17 protein-coding genes are annotated in these 18566 nt (G+C 63.5%); 6 read left to right on the top strand and 11 right to left on the bottom strand.

All coding sequences use genetic code 11. The annotated features are described in order from the left end of the window. Positions 1-11: 11 nt before the first annotated feature. The 9 genes from FK527_RS15560 to FK527_RS15520 all read right to left on the bottom strand — a co-directional run bounded on the left by FK527_RS15560 (position 12) and on the right by FK527_RS15520 (position 7676). A complete protein-coding gene (locus FK527_RS15560; RefSeq protein WP_144735392.1) occupies positions 12-2891 on the bottom strand; it encodes a conjugative transfer ATPase in 2880 nt (959 codons plus the stop codon). After that, positions 2891-3322, bottom strand: a complete 432-nt coding sequence (locus FK527_RS15555; protein ID WP_032972565.1) for a TIGR03751 family conjugal transfer lipoprotein — start codon at positions 3320-3322, stop codon at positions 2891-2893. Before FK527_RS15555 ends, FK527_RS15560 begins: the two co-directional genes overlap by 1 nt. After that, on the bottom strand, positions 3303-4721 hold the full coding sequence (locus tag FK527_RS15550; RefSeq protein ID WP_144735390.1) for a TIGR03752 family integrating conjugative element protein: 1419 nt from the start codon (positions 4719-4721) through the stop codon (positions 3303-3305). Before FK527_RS15550 ends, FK527_RS15555 begins: the two co-directional genes overlap by 20 nt. Beyond that, positions 4711-5598: a TIGR03749 family integrating conjugative element protein gene (locus FK527_RS15545; protein ID WP_144735388.1), complete on the bottom strand. Its 888-nt coding sequence runs from the start codon at positions 5596-5598 to the stop codon at positions 4711-4713. Before FK527_RS15545 ends, FK527_RS15550 begins: the two co-directional genes overlap by 11 nt. Then, positions 5595-6284: a PFL_4703 family integrating conjugative element protein gene (locus tag FK527_RS15540; protein ID WP_032958271.1), complete on the bottom strand. Its 690-nt coding sequence runs from the start codon at positions 6282-6284 to the stop codon at positions 5595-5597. The genes FK527_RS15545 and FK527_RS15540 overlap by 4 nt, the downstream gene beginning before the upstream one ends. After that, on the bottom strand, positions 6281-6691 hold the full coding sequence (locus FK527_RS15535) for a TIGR03750 family conjugal transfer protein (protein ID WP_144735386.1): 411 nt from the start codon (positions 6689-6691) through the stop codon (positions 6281-6283). Before FK527_RS15535 ends, FK527_RS15540 begins: the two co-directional genes overlap by 4 nt. 6 nt (positions 6692-6697) lie before the next feature. After that, the gene (locus FK527_RS15530) at positions 6698-7003 is read right to left on the bottom strand and encodes a TIGR03745 family integrating conjugative element membrane protein (protein WP_245540490.1); all 306 of its coding nucleotides are present in this window, start codon (positions 7001-7003) and stop codon (positions 6698-6700) included. 77 nt (positions 7004-7080) lie between these two features. Then, positions 7081-7314 carry a TIGR03758 family integrating conjugative element protein gene (locus FK527_RS15525; protein WP_144735384.1) on the bottom strand — a complete coding sequence of 78 codons (234 nt, stop codon included), beginning with the start codon at positions 7312-7314 and terminating at the stop codon, positions 7081-7083. Next, a complete protein-coding gene (locus tag FK527_RS15520; protein WP_124086387.1) occupies positions 7311-7676 on the bottom strand; it encodes an integrative conjugative element protein, RAQPRD family in 366 nt (121 codons plus the stop codon). Before FK527_RS15520 ends, FK527_RS15525 begins: the two co-directional genes overlap by 4 nt. A gap of 80 nt (positions 7677-7756) precedes the next feature. Here FK527_RS15520 and FK527_RS17830 point away from each other — a divergent pair, with 80 nt between their 5' ends. Beyond that, a complete protein-coding gene (locus tag FK527_RS17830) occupies positions 7757-8101 on the top strand; it encodes a helix-turn-helix domain-containing protein (RefSeq protein ID WP_425328440.1) in 345 nt (114 codons plus the stop codon). 61 nt (positions 8102-8162) lie between these two features. Continuing rightward, positions 8163-9782, top strand: coding sequence for a DNA cytosine methyltransferase (locus tag FK527_RS15510; protein WP_124086385.1), 1620 nt, complete (start codon positions 8163-8165; stop codon positions 9780-9782). Here FK527_RS15510 and FK527_RS15505 read toward each other — a convergent pair. Then, entirely contained in the window at positions 9779-10237 is a 459-nt protein-coding gene (locus tag FK527_RS15505; RefSeq protein WP_009397211.1) for a very short patch repair endonuclease, read from the bottom strand. The genes FK527_RS15510 and FK527_RS15505 overlap by 4 nt on opposite strands. A 135-nt stretch (positions 10238-10372) precedes the next feature. Here FK527_RS15505 and FK527_RS15500 point away from each other — a divergent pair, with 135 nt between their 5' ends. The 4 genes from FK527_RS15500 to FK527_RS15485 are packed head-to-tail and all read left to right on the top strand — an operon-like array spanning position 10373 to position 17538. Then, positions 10373-11851, top strand: a complete 1479-nt coding sequence (locus FK527_RS15500) for an ATP-binding protein (RefSeq protein ID WP_124086383.1) — start codon at positions 10373-10375, stop codon at positions 11849-11851. Beyond that, positions 11848-14508 (top strand): Z1 domain-containing protein, encoded by a 2661-nt coding sequence (locus FK527_RS15495; protein WP_144735382.1) that lies wholly within the window; start codon positions 11848-11850, stop codon positions 14506-14508. Before FK527_RS15500 ends, FK527_RS15495 begins: the two co-directional genes overlap by 4 nt. Then, the gene (locus FK527_RS15490) at positions 14501-15466 is read left to right on the top strand and encodes a PD-(D/E)XK motif protein (protein ID WP_144735380.1); all 966 of its coding nucleotides are present in this window, start codon (positions 14501-14503) and stop codon (positions 15464-15466) included. The genes FK527_RS15495 and FK527_RS15490 overlap by 8 nt, the downstream gene beginning before the upstream one ends. Next, entirely contained in the window at positions 15466-17538 is a 2073-nt protein-coding gene (locus FK527_RS15485) for an AIPR family protein (RefSeq protein ID WP_144735378.1), read from the top strand. The genes FK527_RS15490 and FK527_RS15485 overlap by 1 nt, the downstream gene beginning before the upstream one ends. An 83-nt stretch (positions 17539-17621) precedes the next feature. Here FK527_RS15485 and FK527_RS15480 read toward each other — a convergent pair whose 3' ends face one another. After that, positions 17622-18098 carry a Mov34/MPN/PAD-1 family protein gene (locus FK527_RS15480; RefSeq protein ID WP_050411167.1) on the bottom strand — a complete coding sequence of 159 codons (477 nt, stop codon included), beginning with the start codon at positions 18096-18098 and terminating at the stop codon, positions 17622-17624. Positions 18099-18566: the final 468 nt, after the last annotated feature.

The following is an 18566-nucleotide window of genomic DNA, read 5'->3' as shown; positions in this document are numbered from 1 at the left end:
ACGCGCTCCGGTCATTTCGGCAGGGACAGCGGCGGTGATGCGATGCCACGCGCCTGGTCGATCTTTTCGGCCACCTTGAAGGCGGCATCCAGTTCGCCGATGCCGTACTGGCGCATGAGCTGGTAGCGCTCGGCTTTTTCTTCCGGTTCGGTCTGCGCAAGGGCCAGATAGAGGCTGGGCGGCACGGCGCGGAACAGCACTTCCATCGACTTGGACAGGATGACGCCCTCGCTGAACTTGCCCGCCTCCTTGCGCGCGGAAAGCATCAGCGCCTTCTGCGCGGGCGAAAGTTCGCGGAACCGGGCGATCTTCTCCACCTCGTCGGGCGGCATCGACAGGCAGATCCACCACTCGATCATGTTGAGCATGGGCTCGGCGGCCTTGGGCAGGTCGTCGATGTTCTGCGTCGCCAGCCAGTACCACGCACCGAGCTTGCGCCACATCTTGGTGATCTTGACCACGTAGGGCGCGAGCAGAGGGTTCTTGGTGATGATGTGGCCTTCGTCGGTGACGTTGATGATCGGCCGGCCCAGGAACTGGTCGCGCTCGGCGATATTGTTCACCGTGTTGATCAGCGAGATGTAGGCAATGGAGAGCTGCGCGTTGTAGCCCTCGCGCGCGAAGGTGGCCAGATCCACGATGGTGATGTCCGCCTCGGGCCAGGGCGTGCCCGGACGGTCGAACATCTCGCCGTCTGCGCCCTGGCAGAGCATGTCCATCGCATCGGCCATCTCCAGCAGCCGCGCGCGCCGGGCATCCGGCAGGTTGGCGTCGCGGGCGCGTTCGCGCAGCGCGTCGCGCACGTCGCGGGTCAGCACCGTGCGCGCCTGTGCCACGCAGCGCTGGGCGGCATCCAGGATGCACTGGCGAATCAGGCTGCGGTCGGCGCGCGTCATGCGTGCTTCTTCCTTGTCCTCGCCGCCGGTGATCATCAGTCGGGCGGTGATTTCGAGTTCGCCGAGCACGTCCCGCTGGTCATCCCCGTCGTCGGCCGGATGGGTGTCGCCGTCCTCGTCCAGAGCGTCGGCGTCCAGCGTCTGCACCTGGCCCGGTGTATCGACCAGTCGCCAGGCATCGGCGAATGGCGCCAGGCTTACGCCCGCGCCGGGTGCCAGCTTCACGCGATGCACGCTCAGGCCCAGCCGAGCGGCGAAGTCACCGAACAGGCCAAAGCTGTTGCCGGCCTCGACGATGAACAACCTGGGCCGGTAGATCGCCGTGACCTGGTTGAGGATGTTGTTCAGCGTGGCGCTCTTGCCGGAGCCGGTCGGGCCGAAGAGGAACAGGTGGGCGTTCATCTGCCGGTCGAGCCGGTTCAGCGGATCGAAGGTGATCGTGCCGCCGCCCCGGTTGAAGAAGGTGATGCCTGGATGGCCGGTGCCCTGGCTGCGCCCCCACACCGGCGCCAGATTGGCCGCGTGCTGCGCGAACATCAGTTGCGTGTACCACTGCCGCTTGTCCGCCGCCGGGTCGAACAGACAGGGCAGCCAGCGCAGGTAGGTGTTGAGCGGGGCCACCTCGTCCTCTTCGCGCACCGGCTGCAGGCCCGCATTGAGCATGACATTGACCAGTTGCAGGCTGCGGGCGTCGAGCTGCGCCATGTCGCGGCCGCGCAGGTAGAACGCCAGCGTGCCCCGGTACAGCTTGTGCGCGCTGCCGATGAGGCCGCGGGCCTGCTGCACGTCCTGGCGTGCCTGTTCGCTGGCGAGCGTCTCGCCAACCGCCTTGCGGGCCAGGTGGTTGAGGTGCGCCTCCAGCACATCCTGCGGCGTGGCGACCAGAGTCAGGCACATCACCGTGTCCTCAGGCATCTGGTCGAACAGCGCGTTCATCGCATCGCCGCCCTTGCGCGTCTCGCCGGTCACGTGTCCGGTCGCGGGCGGCGAGCGCAGGCGGTCCATGACGATGGCCCGGTGCGGCATGCCGTCGAAGAACCACAGGCCGCGGGCGACATCCGAGCGCGGTTGACCGAAGAACAGGCGTTGTGCGAAGTCGCCGCTGGCCAGTTCGATCTCACCTTCTTCCCGTTCCTCCGGGTAGCGGGCGAGCGCGTAGAAACGTTCCCGGTCTTCGGCCGTGCTGCCCAGCGCGCCGGGATTCGGGTTGAACCAACGCAGCAGCCAGTCGTGAATGTCCGCCGCGCCGAGGCGCCGGGCCTTGACGCCGGCATTCGCCAGGCCGCCGACCAGGCGGTCGCAAATCGTCGCCAGGGCCTGCTCGGGCGATTGCCCCCGCCGGGCCGATGCGGCGTCCGGGGTGCGGCGATAAACCACCATGCGCACGCGCCGGGTCTGGCCGCGCCACGGCAGGCGTGTGACCGTGGTGTCCTCGAACAGGCCGCCCGGCTTCGCGATCGCGCGCAGGTGCTGCCCGAAGAAGCGCAGATAGAACTCGCTGAACGCGCTGCCCTGCGCGCGTGGATGCAGGTACGCCCCCAGCGTGCGCAGGTAGTGGTCCCAATCGGCTTCGTCCTGCGCGTAGATCTGCACCACCCACGGGTTCTCGTCCAGTTCGTCGAAGGAGTCCTGCAGCGCATTCTCCAGGGCATCGCGGGCCTGCCAGAGCCAGGCGGTCTCGCGCCCTTCGGTACCGATCGGCTGCAACTCGAAGAACGCCGCCACCGATTGGCCATCTTCGAGCAGCATGCTCTTCGTGGCCGGCAGGTACTCGACCCAGGGCAGCAGGTCGGCGAAGGACGGCGCCACGTCGTAGAGCGCCGCGTGGTCGGCCTGCGTCGCGGGTCGCCGATGATGCCGCCCAGGGGCGGCGCCAGGTGCGTCGATGCCGTGCGCGGCGAGGCGGTCGACATGCCGCGTCCAGGCGTCCGGCTCGATGTCGGCCTGGACTGGCCTGGGGGCCGGACGACGCGGCCACGGCAGTCGCCAGCCCATCAGTAGTCCTCCAGCCGCTCGCCGGGCATCGCGTACTGCACGCGCTGGTAGAGCGGGAAGACGGTGCTGTAGCCGGGCACCGGTACTGGGTCGGTGCCGGCCAGGTGCGGAAAGACGTACATCACCAGATCGGGGTTCGGCAGTCGATGGAACTGTCGCTGGATCTCGTTCGCTGCCGTGCGGGTATAGGCCGCGTTCCGGGCGGGCGCCGCGAGGGTGTCAGCGTCGGCCAGCGGGCGGCGCAGGTCCTGGCGTGCGTCGAGCAGCAGGCGGCCGGCCTGGCCGCCGCTGTAGCCGCCAGTCTCGTGCTGCCAGATGTCCAGCATGGTGTGCTCGCCCCGGGGCAGCAGCTTTTCCGAGCTGGTGGCACAACCCGCGAGAACTGCGGCGGCGAGGAAGACAAGGGGGCGGTCAATCCAGGTCCGACGCATGCGCTTCTCCCATGAGGTGATTCACCCGGCGCCCCTTGGCGTCGTGGTCGATGGCGATCGGCTGCTCCAGGTGCACGGCCACCCTGGCGCCGGGCTGCACGTAGACCGCAGCGAAGGCCTGACCGTAGAGTTTGTTGACCCAGTCGGCCATGTCGCGCACGCCACCGGCCAAGATGCGGCCCATGGCCTCGTTGCCCGAAATGCCGACCGTGCCCAGCGAACCGTTGTTGTTGGCGACCACGGCCACGCTGCCGTTGTCGGAATTGATGAGCGAGGCGGCGCCTGCGCCTGCCGCGGTGATCAACGCCTGCGATCCCAGGTACTGCTGGGCATTGCTGCGGCGCTCGCCCGAGACGCACGGGATGCCGTAGGGATCGCTGATCCAGCCCAGGCCATCCAGCAGACTGGTGCTGTTCTGGCTTCGACTGCGCTTGCCGTCGTCCTCCGGCACCGTGCGGATGGTGCCGTCGCTAAACACGAAGGTGATGGAACGGATCTGCCCACGCACGCACGAGAGCGTCCAGTCGCCCGAGGCCGTGCCGCTCACCACCGCACCGGCCACGTCGGGAATCTCGATGCCGTTGCCCGCCAGGTTGTCGGCCCCGATCAGCACCTTGAAGGGAAACGGGTCGTTGACGGTGCCGTCGATGGGGATGCGACCGATCAACGCGGTCATGGCGACCGAGCCCATCAGCGTGGCGTTGGTGGGCAACGTATAGACCGCCTGGGTGGTGCCGCCAACGGCCTGCGCCGTCCTGTCGCTGACGGCCTCCGCCGCGGCCGAAAGCTCCGGCGAGGCCGGGCCGAAGCTGGAGGGAAAGGCGGGCAAGCGCAGGCTGCTCGAACCGCCCTTGGGATCGGGCCGGGCGTCATCCGGTTCGATCCAGCGCATGCCGCCATCCTTGAGCGGCAAGCCGTCATGCCCGTCCAGTCCAAGGCCGATCGGCAGGTCGGCGGCACCGCCCTTGCCGGACAGCCCGTCCAGGCGGCGCTGCAAGTCCTGCATCAGCCCTTGCGTCTGCTGCCGGTCGCTGGCGGCCTGGGTTCGCTCCTGCTCCAGGCGGCGGCGTTCGCTGTCGAGGGCGTTCTGGATGCGCTGGTCGATCGCACCCTCGCGGGTACGCAGGCGCTCGTTCTCCGCCTTGTGCTGGCGGTTGTCGCTCAGCGCGGTCTGCAGCTCGGTGCGGAGCTGCTTGACCTGCGCGACCAGGGTGGCGACGGTATCGCGCGGGGTGTCGCCCGCGATGCCGAGCGCCTTCATTTCTTCGGGAGTGAGCTGCCCCGGGACATCCTGCTTGCCAGGTGCAGCGTCACTGCCTGAGAACAACCTGGCACCGACGAACACCAGCAACAATGCCATCGGAATCAGCAGCCACTTCAACAGGGGATTACTCCTCATCGGACGTCCTCCCCGCAGCGGCGGCCGGCGGCAAGTTCGTGCCGGCATCGATGGGGCTGAGCACCGGCATCAGGGACTCGGCCAGGCCACGGCCGCGCGTGACCAGATAGACCACCGTGGTGTCGGTCGAAGCGCCCGCCGGCCCCAGGTCGGGATGCTGGAAGGTCGCGGCCACGAAGTCGCCTTGCAGCACCCTTGGATCGAGATCGATACGGTGAGGCGAGGTGTTGGTCAGGCGCACCGCGGTGACCCACTGGTCTTCGAGTCGCCAGGCCGCCAGCGCCCGCGCCTTGAGCGGCAGCGTTGGCAGCAGTGTGTCCAGCGCGAGCGGGCGCCGCAGCGGCACGCGCCCGATGCCGGCCACGGGCTCGACGGTGCGCAGCGGTGCGTAAAGGTTCTGCGCCGCGTAGCGCGTCAGGACAACGGCTACCGGCGTCTGCCGACGCCTGGCGGGTTGCGCTGCTTGGGTTGGACCGGCGGCAGTGTCACCGCTGGCCTCCGCGGCGGCGTCCTGCAGGACGATGCGTACAGGCTCCAGCGGCTGCTCGCCTTCCCCGGCGTCCGTGGCTGCGATGTCGACCAGCACGATGGCGCCGGATTCCACGTCCTGCAGTTGCAGCCGCGTCGGCGCGATGGCCTCGCTGGCGCGCAGGTAGATGGCTCCACCCGCACTCTGCACGCGCAGCCGCTCGCCCAGGCTCGGGGGCAGGCCGACACGCACGTTGCGGTCGATGAAGACCACGCGCTCCTGGCCGACGACCAGCGGGACGGCCAGCGGCAGCCGCTGCCAGCGCAGGATCTCGATGGCATGGCTGTCCGGCACCAGGCCGAAGCCGAGGGCCAGGCTCGCCACGATGGTGAAGACGTGGTGTTTCATGGGTTGCCTCCCTGCGAAAGGCCGCCGCCGGGCGTGCCGGACGGAGGCACTGCCGGCGACGGTGCCTCGATGCGCTGCGGCGCGCCGTCATAGCAGTCCAGCGCAAGGCCGAAGGGGTTGTGCTGGGGATCGACGTCCAGCCGCACCACTTTCAGCGGATAGCGCACCAGGGCCCGCTTGACCTGCTCGGCGCCGTAGTACTCGTCCGCGCTGACATCGAGCGTGACGATCCAGTCGCGGCTGGAAACCGTCTTTACCCGCATCGTGGGGTTGTCGCCAAAGCCGCGCCCCGGAATCTCGTAGATGCCGCGCACCCGCTGGCGCAATTCGCCACTGCTGCGCCGGTGCTCGTAGTCCTGGCGCAGGAAGGCCTGGCAGGCCGGTGTGAAATAGGCCGACAGCGCGTGGAGGTTGCGCGGGTAGTCCTGTTCGCCATCCGTCGGCCAACGTTGTACCTGCTGCCAGACGTAGAAGGCGAACGCATAGACATTCTCGGGCGGCACATCCCACCAGGCGCGGGTGCTGCCCGAGCGCAGATCGGGGGGCACGTGGATCGTCAGTTGCCTCGGCGCACTCCACCAGCCGAAACCGAGCAGCAGCGCCACCACGAACAACGCACCGGCGCCCAGGCGCAGCGTGCGCACATGGGCCTGCAGGTGATGGACTTCGTTCCTGAAACGGCTCATGAGGCGGCTGCTCCGCGTGAGCGCCGGGTGGTCCAGTACCCCGAACGCGTGATGAGACGGTGCCCACCGAGCCAGGACGCTGCCAGCGGATGGTGCAGCGCCAGGCGCCACTGCAGTTGCCGGTACAGCCAGGTGTCCGGGCGGCCGCGCTTCTGCCGGCGCAGGAAGCCGCCACCACCGAACACGCCAGCCGCCACGCCGGCCACGATCAGGGTCGGCACCATGGCGACGCTGTGCGTGGCCCAGGCCAGCGGCACGCCGGCGATGAACCCCGCCACCGCGGACAGACCGGCGCAGATCCAAAGTTCGTCGGCGGTCAGGCCCCTCACCACCACGGGCTGGCGGTTCAGCCTGTGCGGCAGGAAGGTCACCAACCCGTCACGCGCGATATCGTTCAAGGCAGCCATCGCCGCTCAGAGCACGCCGGTGGCCTTGGTCAGCAGCCAGATGCCGACCACCAGCAGGATCGCACCCACGGCCACGGTGAGACCGAACTGGCCCCAGGTGGCGCGGCCGGTATGGATTTCCGAGTAGCGTGTATAGGCGTGGTAGCACACGCCGACGAACATCGAGGCGACCACCAGCAGCGCGATCAGCAGCACGATGTCGTAGCCGTAGTTCTGCAGCGTCTGCATGATGCCGCTGCCCTGGCCGCGCGAGGGGTCCTCGATGGTCGGCAGGCCCTGCGCCCGGGCCGCCAATGGCAAACCCATCAGCATCAATGGCGCGAGGATGGTGGTGGCAACGCGATGGGGAATCGGATGGGTCTTCATGGCGGTAGGGCCTTTCGTGGTGGTCAGGACAGGAGGAAATAGGTCAGCACCAGGTACATCGCGACGAAGCGCACGACGACACCCAGGAACTGACGCTGGGACAGGCGCTGCTCGGCCCAGCCGGTGTAGGCGGTACACATGGCCCACACGCCCCACAGGAGCAGGACGGCGAACACCAGACCGAGCACCACCGTGGCCACGGCGGCGGGGGCGAAGCCGCCGTTGGCCTGGAAGGCGCTGACCTGGGCGGCGTTCATTGGGGTGCCTCCTGGTCGGAGGGCGGGCTGGACTGGCGGTAGTCACCGGACAGCTCGACCGAATCGCGCGGCTGGGCGCGCGGCGGCGTCAGGTAGTCCTGGATGCCCGCCCGGACGCGCTGAAGATCCTCACGCAGGCGGGCATGGTCGAAGTGGTAGCGGGCGCGTTCCTGCGGAGCGGTATTGGCGGCGTGCTCGGCGAGGCGGTCGATCAGGTCGAGTTGGCGGGCGAGCGCGGCGAGCTGCTCACGCTCCAAGGCGAGGCTGTCGGCGGCGACGGCAGGCTGCAGCGCCGAGAACGACACAGCCAACACCACGGCAAGCGCAGGCCATGCGGATTTGCGGCGGTTGGTCTGTCCCATCGTGTCATTCCCCGTTGATGCGGATGGCACGATGCTGTGGCGCGCTCTCGCTTTGCGCCGCAGGGAATGGGAACTACGGCATGACCGGATTTCCGGGGCGAGCTGGCGATCAACCGTGCAATGCTCCCGGGATTGCGGAGTTGGCCAGCGCCTACCGCAGCTTGGTAGAATTGGCTAAACTTGGCAATCGTAATCTACGAAAGGCCAGATCGGATGGTTTCCGGATGACTGAAGTCGAGAGCGAGATCCTCACGCTTGAGGAGGTCGCGGCCTACCTCAAAGCCGGGAAACGGACGGTCTATCGCCTTGCCCAGAAAGGTGAGATTCCGGCGTTCAAGCTTGGGGGAACCTGGCGCTTTCGCCGCTCGGAGCTGGATCGGTGGATCGCCGAAAGCATCAGCAAGAAGAAGCCGGAGGCAGAGTGAGCGTGCACCAAATCGGCAACCGAATCACGTTCGGGAAAGAACCAAGGGGAGGATTGCTGGCGTGCCAGTTCCCATAATTGATCTTTTTGCTGGCCCAGGAGGGCTCGGGGAAGGATTTGCTTCCCTGCAGGGCCACAAGCGGCAGCCATTCTTCGAGATCGCCCTTTCCATTGAAAAGGATGCTGTCGCACATCGCACGCTGACGCTCAGGGCAGTGTTCAGGCGTTTGCGTGGCACCAAGGACGTCAAGCACTACTACAGCTACATACGGGGCGAGATCGATGAGGCCGCTTTCCGCAGGATCCCTGCCGTGGCCAGCGCCTTCGAGCATGCTGCCGCCGAGGCGAGGTGCCTGGAGCTTGGCAAGTCCGACGAAGCCAGTATCGACAGGGAAATTCGTGCTGCACTGAAGGGGCAGGAAACCTGGGTACTGATCGGCGGCCCGCCCTGCCAGGCGTATTCGCTGGCGGGGCGCTCCAGACGCGCCAACGACAAGGACTTTCACAAGGATGAAAAGCACTTCCTCTACAGGGAGTACCTGAGAATCATCCAGGTGCACAAGCCCACCATCTTCGTGATGGAGAATGTCAAGGGTCTGCTTTCCTCGAAGCACTCCGGCGCCCCAATGTTCGAGAAGATCATTGCGGATCTTTCGATGCCGACCGAGGGGCTCGAATATGAGATCCGATCCTTCACCAAGAAGGGCGACGGCAGTTCGCTGGAACCCACCGACTACCTTATCCATTCTGAGCGCCATGGGATCCCGCAAAGCAGGCATCGCGTGATTCTGCTCGGAGTGAGAAAGGGGCTGGACATGCCTCAACACCAGTTGCTGGCACCAGTAGCAAGGCCTGTCACCGTCAAACAGGCCATTGACGATCTTCCCCGAATCCGCAGCAAGCTGTCGCGTGGCGATTCAGTGGAGGCATGGCGCAAGGCTGTTCAGGCTGCCCCCTCTTACGTCAAGGGATGGAGGACAGAAAACGAGTCCGTCATGATCGGGACAATGCGTGCCTTTGCCGCTGCGGCAACCAGCACCACGACCGGTGGCGCCTTCATTTCACGAGGCTATAGAAGGCCGAAGAAGCCAACCGAGCTTCAGCAATGGCTTCACGACCGAAGCCTGGGTGGTGTCTGTCAGCATGAAGCGCGCGCGCACATGGCATCCGATCTTGCTCGCTATCTTTTCTCGGCCAGCTTCGCTCATTTATGGGGATATTGCCCGCGGCTGGATGTGTTCCCCCCCAAGCTACTTCCCGATCACATCAATGTGCATGTCGATCGGGAATCCGAAGCGATCCCGTTCAAGGATCGGTTCCGCGTGCAGTGCAGGAACGAACCGTCCACCACGGTGGTGGCTCACATTGCCAAGGACGGGCACTACTACATCCACTACGACCCCTCCCAATGCAGAAGTCTCACGGTCAGGGAAGCAGCACGGCTCCAGACGTTTCCCGACAACTACGTCTTCGCGGGCAACCGCACGGAGCAGTACACCCAGGTCGGCAATGCGGTGCCTCCGTTGCTTGCCCACAAACTAGCCAAGATCGTTCGTAGTCTTCTGAACGAGATGAGCAGGAGGAGGCGGAGGCAGGCTGGTGATGCCGTACAGAAGAGGCCGGCGGGAAGCATGCCGCGAAACCTGTCAGAACAGCTTCCGGTGCTTACCGAAGCGGGCTAGTCAATGCTCTGACCAATCACCAGGACATCCTCATCGCCATGCAGCCACTCCTCAACCGCTTGCGCAGTCTCCTCGACCGAGTGCTTCAAGGCGCACTCCCAGACGACCGCCACGCGCCAGCCGAGAGCATGGAGCATCTCCGCATGGCGCCTGTCGCGAGCGACATTTCCCTGGAACTTCTGCCGCCAGAAATCTTCATTGGTCCTGGGAGTGGTTGTGTAGCGGCAGCCTTCATGTCGGTGCCAGAAGCAGCCATGGACGAACACCACTGCTCTGCGCTTCGGGAACACAAGGTCGGGGGAGCCGGGCAGCCCCCGCACATGAAGTCGATATCGAAAACCCCTGGCGAAAAGGAGGGAGCGAAGTATCCGTTCCGGCCGGGTGTTCTTTCCGCGAATGCTCGACATCATGCGGCTGCGCTGCGGAGTGGTAGGAACGCGCATGGTCTTGAGCATCTTCCGCCTGAATGTCTGCAGAGATGGCAGCTCCGCGCTTCCACTTGGTAATGCGAACGGATGAAGACGACACCCGAAGCAGCAATTCGGAGCTTACCATGCACGTGACTCACGAGAAGACGCAAGAGGAAGCCGATGGCTCGTGATCGCAGTCATCCGCCGAGCGCGGCCTGCCTTTCCGAATCGATGCGGGACCTTGGGTACTCGCTCGAAACTGCGATTGCCGATCTGATCGACAACAGCATTTCCGCTGGCGCGGACACCATCGACATCATTTGCGATGTGTCCGGTGAGCATCCTGTGATGGTCATCCTCGACAACGGCAGAGGGATGACGGAAGACGAGCTGCTCGATGCGATGCGTCATGGGACCGGCAACCCCAGGCAGCATCGGTCACCGAAGGATCTTGGGCGCTTCGGCCTTGGCCTGAAGACAGCCTCGTTTTCCCAATGTCGCTCGCTGACCGTTGTGAGCACACGCGATGGAACTGTCTGCGGAGCCGAATGGAATCTGGATCGCATCGATGCTGCCGACGACTGGATTCTTTCCATCCTGGATGATGCGGACATCCATGGCTTGCCTTATGTCGAACGGCTCGGCGCCCGGGGCACGGCCGTCATCTGGCGAGAGCTCGACCGATTGATGGAGGACGAGGCAGGGGATCGTCGAGACGAGATCGTCAATGAGAAGCTTGAGGTGGTGGGCAGACATCTGTCACTTGTCTTCCACCGGTTTCTCTCGGGTGAGATCAAGGGACATGCCAGGATTTCTCTCACCGTCAATGGTCGTCCGATTACGGCATTCGACCCCTTCTGCAGGAAGAATCCTGCCACCCAGGTGCTTCCGGAGGAGATCGTCCGCATCGGCGAGGCCGAGGTGCGCCTGCAGCCTTACGTGCTTCCACACCACAGTCGTCTGTCCGCGTCCGAGTACGACTACTATCAGGATCGCAGTGACTTCATCTCCAATCAGGGGGGCTACGTCTATCGAAACGGCCGCCTGATGGCCTGGGGCGACTGGTTCAGACTCGTGCCGAAGGGTGAGGCCACCAAGTTGGCGCGGATACAGATCGACTTTCCCAACAGTCTGGACGAAGCCTGGACCATCGACATCAAGAAATCCCGTGCCCGCCCGCCGCATGCGGTGCGGGAGCGCCTGCGTCAGATCATCAACAGGATCACTGCCCGCAGCGTGACGGTGCATCGGGGACGCGGGCAGAGGCTTTTTCAGGAAAGCCAGGCCCCGTTCTGGGAGCGCTACGCCGATCACGGCGGCATCCGTTTCGCAATCAACGAGCAGCACCCACTCATCGCATCCCTGGGCACAAGACTCTCGCCCGAGAATGCGGATCTGCTTCGTGTCCTGCTGGATTCGATTGCCGCCTCCCTGCCGGTGGAGATGATCTATTCCGATTACTCGACCCATCCGCGCGAGATCAACCAGAGGGCGGTGGATGAAAGTCAGACTTTGGAGCGCCTGAAGAGTCTCAGGAAGGTGCTCTACGGCGACGGGCCGGGCGATCCGAATGCCTTTCTCCAGATCGTGCGCTCGACGCATCTTTTCGATGGCCAGATCGAACTGGCCGAAAAATTCATCAGCGAGACCTTTGCATGAGCCTCACAGTCATCACGGAAGAACGGAACATCGCCAACGCGCTCATCTCGGGCCTTGCGAACATGGCCGAGACGCCGACGCGCGAGCAGGTGGAGGAGAAGGCGAGACAGATCGCCGCGATCTTCGGCTATACGGGTGATCTCCGCAATATCGTCACCGAGGCGATGATCTCGGTCGACACGCGCATGGGCGCCGGTGTTTCGCTGGTGGATGTCACTGCGAAGCATGATGATCAGTGGGTCCACAAGCGTGAGGATGTCGCCTGGACCTATGCGGAATCCTATGGAAACTTTCTTCTCAAGGAAGGTTGGCCACCGCAGATGGTCCAGTCGCTGAGCGATGTGACGACCCGCATTCTCGGCCACCTGCAGGACCCGTTGAGCGAGGGCACAACCTGGAACCGTCGCGGACTTGTCATCGGTCATGTGCAGTCGGGCAAGACGGCCAACTACACCGGCCTGATAGCACGCGCCGCCGACGCTGGCTACAAGTTCATCATCGTCGTCGCCGGCATTCACAACAATCTGCGCAAGCAGACGCAGCAGCGCATCGATGAGGCTTTCATCGGCCGATCCAGCGATCCCGAGGATCGTCGCAACATCGGTGTCGGCCTCGCGTCGGGCTATCCGCATCCGGCCACCCTCACCAACATCAACGAGGACTTCAACAAGAACACGGCGGAAAAGAGCGGCTGGAAGATCAACGACTTCAGCAAGCCGATCATTCTGGTCATCAAGAAGAACGTCACGACGCTCACGGCCCTTCACAAGTGGCTGAAGGAGCTGAACGCCGAGGGCGATGGCCGGATTTCCGACGTGCCGATGCTGCTGATTGACGACGAGGCCGACAACGCGTCGATCAACACGAACAAGGAGGATCTGGATCCGACCCGAACGAATGCGATGATCCGGCGCATCCTCGGGCTGTTCGCGAAATCGTGCTATGTCGGCTACACGGCGACACCGTTCGCCAACATCTTCATCAACCCCGACGCCTATGGCGATGATGTGCGTGAGGAGCTGTTCCCGCGCGACTTCATCTATTGCCTGGACGCGCCAACGACGTACTTCGGTGCCGAGAAGGTGTTCCTCGACGAGGCGACCAGTCAATCGATCGTGAGGCCGATCGACGATTGCGAGGATCTCATCCCGTACGCGCACAAGCGTGACGATCCCGTCCACGAGTTGCCCCCCAGCCTCTATCGCGCACTCGACGAATTCATCGTCGCCCGCGCCATCCGGAACCTGCGTGGGCAGACCGGCAAGCATTGCTCAATGATGGTCAATGTGTCGCGCTTCGTGCCCGTTCAGAAGGCCGTGCGTGACTTCCTGAGTCTCAGGGAGAAGAAGATCAGGGAAGCGGTTCTCGCCAACTACGCGATGCCGGAAGAGGTTTCCTCAAGAAACGCGTACATGCAGGGCCTGAAGCATGCCTTCGATGCCGAGTATGCCGATGCTGGGTTTACCTGGGCGGAAGTGAAGACTGCCCTCAGCGGCGTCTTCGAGCACCTCCACCTCTATGTCATCAACAGCAAGAGTGACGAGGTGCTCGACTACGCCCGCTACGCGAAGGAAGGAGTCGGGTTGACCGCGGTCGCGGTCGGTGGTCTGAGCCTCTCCCGAGGCCTGACCATCGAGGGGTTGACCGTCAGCTACATGTACCGCAATACGAAGATGTACGACACCCTCATGCAGATGGGCCGCTGGTTCGGCTACCGGCCGGGCTTCGAGGACCTCTGCCGCGTCCATCTCTCGCGCGACTCGATCAACTGGTACTCCCACATCGCCGATGCCGCCGAAGAGCTTGTACAGCAGGTCAAGCGCATGCGGCGCGATCGCCTCAGCCCGAAGGATTTTGGCCTGTACGTCCGCTCGCATCCGGACAGCCTGCTGATCACGGCGGCGAACAAGATGCGATCGGGCCAGGAGGTCACGGTCGAGCAGAGTTTCAGTGGGCGACTGCGGGAGAGCTACATTGTCTCCACCGACCCCGACGTGAATGCCAGGAACCTTGCGCTGATCGCCGATCACTGGCGGAGTGGATTCGGCGGACGACCGGAGGAGTCCACCGAAAAGGGCGTCATCTTCAGGGACGTGCCCGTCGAGGTGATCGACGACTTCCTCACCCGGTTCGAATGCCATTCGACCTTTGCCGGACAGAAGTCGGACGTGGTGAGCTATCTCGAACGGATTGCGACAAAGCGCCCGCTGGCCGATGTTCTGCTGATTTCCCCTTCGGGTGGCTCAGGCGGTGAAAACCCGTTCACCCTGAGGAATCAGGTGCGCGTCGTCGGGAAGGATCAGCCGAACGGCACTTCGTGGCGCCTGAACAAGGACAGGGTTGCCTCGCGTGGCGACGAGAAGCTTGGGCTCAGCGACGCACAACGCAATGAGGCCAGGACGCTGGCTGGCGGCGAAGATGGCTCAGGAGCGGTATCCGACACACATTACCGTATGGTCCGGAACAAGCCGCTCCTCATGATTCACAGCCTGGAGCCCAAGGGCGAGGCCGTGACGGGACCGATCGCCGCCTTCGGCGTCAGTTTTCCCTACGGGGACTATTCGACGACCATCAATGTCGTCGTGAACAAGGTCTGGCTCCAGCAGATGCAGGGTTACGCCGACGATCCTGACGAGGAGGATGACTACGATGCCTGAGTCCTCTCCGTGGGATGACATCGCCGTTCCGGGAGCGGACTTCAATGTCCGCCAGGTTGCGGCGGGAACGGCCGTGCCCTGTTTCTGGGGACGCGATGCCAGTGGCGCCTGCCTGTTCATCGTGGAGCTTCAGGGCGACCACGCAGCCCAGTACCGGATGAACGCGGTCACGGTGAACGGCATCGATGTCGATCTTCGTGCCGGAGATCAGGGGCAGCAGCACTTGGTCCTCGCTCTTGAAAGGCAGGTCGACCGCGATCTCTTCGAAGGACTGTGCCGCACCCTTGCATCCTCGCTGGAGCACGCCACCGACTCGGCGAGTTCTCTCGCGGTCTCTCTGGCACACATCCGCCGTTGGAAGACCTTCCTGTCAGGCCGGAGTCAGCACCTGTCCATCGAGGAAGTCCGCGGTCTCTTCGCCGAAATCGTCTTTCTGACGGAACTGATCGATCGGCAGATGTCGAGCAGTGACGCCGTCGAGGCCTGGCTCGGTCCGGAACGATCACATCAGGATTTCATCTTTGGCAACACAGCCGTCGAGGTCAAATCGCTCTCTGGCGCAGAGCGGAGCAGCGTCCGCATTTCATCGGAAGACCAGCTCGAATCCCTGAACGATGCGCTGTTCCTGCGCGTGTACCGGCTGAGCAGTCTGACCGACGCGGCAGGAGCTCGATCGCTCAACGAGATCGTCACTGCAGTCCAGGCACGGCTCGGCGAGGCGGACGCCGTCGAGGCCTTTGACCGGAAGCTGGTTGCGCACGGCTATGCGCCGCTCCCTGACTACGATGAGCCTCGCTTTGTCGTCAGCGACGTGCGCAGCTATCGTGTTGGTGACGGATTTCCGCGTCTGATGCGGTCGCAACTGCCGCCAGGGATTGCCAACGTGGCCTACGACATCAGGCTGGAAACGATTGCTCCGTACAAGTGTGACGAAGCATCCATCTTCGGGGAGGATTGATGGAGCAGACCGACGAAGAGTTCTTCCACGACTTCCGACAGGAACTGTTGGCGGGCGCCGAAGCCAATGGCAGCTTCCAGCTCTCCGAATTCATGGAGGCCATCGCGAACGACCTTGTCGAGACAGGCTTCACGGAAGGGTTCGAGCTCTGCCATTTCCGGGCGCAGCGTGGCATGCGCGTGGACGGCTACTGGTTCAATGACGAAGGAGTTCTGGACCTCTTCATCGCGGACTTCGACTCCCGAAACGAGCTGGCATCGCTCACCAGAACGGAAGTGGCCGCGGCATTCAAGCGTGTTGCCAACTTCTTCGAGGCCAGCGCCAACAAGGGCCTGGCCGGCGAACTGGAGGTCACATCGCCGGAGTACGGCCTTGCCAGGCAGATTGCGGATCGCAAGGACGCCATTCGGCAGGTCAACCTGGTTCTCTTTTCCGAGCGCACGCTCAGCGAGAAAATCCAGGCCCTTCCCGATACGGAAGTGGCAGGTGTTCCGGTTGCTCACCACATCTGGGACATCTCACGACTTCATCGTCAGCGAAGCTCCCGCAGCCACAAGGAGCCACTCGACCTCGACTTCGAGCAGATGTTCGGCAAGGGCATCGCCTGCCTTCCCGCACACCTGGGGACCGATGCCTATCAATCCTATCTCATGGTCATGCCTGCCGAGGTGCTGGCGACCCTGTACGAAAGATTCGGAGCGCGTTTGCTTGAGCAGAACGTCCGTACGTTCCTGCAGGCGCGCGGCAATGTGAACCAGGGAATAAGGGCGACGATCCTGAACGAACCTGGGATGTTCTTTGCCTATAACAACGGGATTACGGCTACTGCACAGAGTGTCGAGACAGGGATGACGGATTCCGGTCTGGCGATCACGAGGGTTGTCGATCTCCAGATCGTCAATGGTGGCCAGACCACGGCATCGCTGTTCCACACACGGAAGCGGGACAAGGCCGATCTTTCCCAGATATTCGTCCAGTTGAAGCTGTCCGTCATCGACAGCCTGCAGAGCGAAACGGTCGTTCCAAGGATATCGGAGTATGCGAACACCCAGAATCGGGTGAATGCCGCCGACTTCTTCTCGAACCACCCGTTCCATGTGCGGATGGAAGGGTTTTCCCGACGGATCTGGGCACCCGCGCAGAAGGGCGCCCCGCGCGAGACGAGATGGTTCTATGAGCGCGCGCGCGGCCAGTATGCCGATGCACAGTCCAAGCTCACACCCGCGGAGCAGCGTCGCTTCAAGGCGGAGCATCCCAAGCCACAGATGTTCACGAAGACGGACCTCGCGAAGTTCGAGAATGTCTGGGATGACCATCCCAGGTGGGTGAATCTTGGCTCCCAGAAGAACTTTGCGCGCTACGCCGCCCGAATCGGCAGCGAGTGGGAGAAATCATCCGACGCGTTCAACGAGTTCTATTTCAAGAGGGCTGTCGCACGTGGTCTGATCTTCCGCGCCACGGAGCGCATCGTTTCTGCGCAGCCCTGGTACAACGGCGGGTACCGAGCAAACATCGTGGCCTACACGCTGGCGGTACTCGGTGACATCACGAAGCGCAGGAAGGAGAGCATCGACTTTCTGGGCATCTGGAATGCACAGAAGGTCGATCCGGTGCTCGAAAGTGCCATCGCTGTCGTGTCGGGGGTCGTGAACGACGACATCATCAGACCACCGCAAGGCATTTCCAACATTTCCGAGTGGTGCAAGAAGGAGGCGTGCTGGACGAGGATACAGGCTCGTACCGACGCCATTGCCAATCTCCTCCCGCCCGAGTTCTACGATCGACTTGTTCCGCAAGATGATCAGGCAGCGATCGTGAAGACTGCGAAGCAGACGCAGAGGATCGACAACGGCATCGAGGCGCAGCGAAAAGTGCTGGCTGTTCCCGCTGCGGAATGGGCTCGCATCCATCAGTCGCTGCTTGAGAAAGATCTGCTCACCCTGAAGGAAGACGGCGTGCTCAGGGTGGCCATGCAGATTCCCTCCAAGCTCCCGACAGAAAAGCAGAGTGTGGTGTTGCTGGATATTCTGGAGAAAGGGCGTCTCGAAGGCGTGGTTGTGAGCGAGCCCTGAGCGCCGAAGGTTGTCCCGGCGCGCTATTCCGTTCACCGGCCCGACGAAGGCGGCACGCTGCGACGACACTGGTTTGTGTGCCGCTATTCCACAGGGGAGAATACTGATCCTTGGCCTGAGCCTGGCACCAACTCAATATACAGGGCATTTCGGCCAACAATGACAGCGAGCGTTGGTCGCTTATCCCGACGCTTGGCCGACAGACGGTTCCACTCCGATCTATCGAGGCCCGACGGGTTGGGGTTGTCTTCCGGATGGGTGTGCCATTCGCCCAAATAGCGGATGGTTCCCTGGCTCGCCGTCCATCGAGCCAGTGCAATGGCTTCGTGGCCGAATGGCATTCTCTCGAACAGGTAGCGAAACCGTTTGTCCCATGCCGTGGGAACCGTTGCATGCTCAATGAGCATGTGAGTTCCATGGACCGAACCAAGTAGCAGCCCGCCAGCTTCGCAGTCAGAATCACTGGCCTGGACATGCTGGCGGAAGGTCTCCAGCGTGGACTTCGAAAAATGTAGCAGCGTTCTGTTGTCGTCGGCCGCCCAAGAACTCATGAATTGCATAAGGGGCACTCCCGATCCCGCGGAGGATTGCAATCGGGTGTGGCAAGCTGCTGGGCGCGGTCGATCAACCTGGTTCGTAACGCGGGGGTATAAACGCCGTTGACCCAATCGAGGGTCATCTCAGCGCCCAGGCTGGCAGCGTGCACCGACACCGAAGCGGGGAATGGCACGTACAAGCCTTCGCATCCATGCCCCGCCAGAATGGCAGGAAGAGGATCAGTGATAGAACGGAACTCGCCTCTTCTGTTGCTATGCCAAAGACATCGATAGCACGCATCAGATGCTTTCGTCCTCAGGAGCGCACGGACAGCCGTTCCCGGCCCCTCGATCCAGACCGAAAGGTAAGCGTCCGCCCATCCCACCTTGCCCGCATCCGCTGGCTATGGCTGAGCCTCAAACCGAAGCATCAGATGCCAGCGCCGGCTTCCAGCGGTGCGGCAGCAGCTCCCCAATCCGACTATTGGGGTG

The organism is Extensimonas perlucida, from assembly GCF_007655255.1.
Taxonomy (GTDB): Bacteria; Pseudomonadota; Gammaproteobacteria; order Burkholderiales; family Burkholderiaceae_C; genus Extensimonas; species Extensimonas perlucida.
This window is presented reverse-complemented; position numbering and strand designations above follow the sequence as displayed.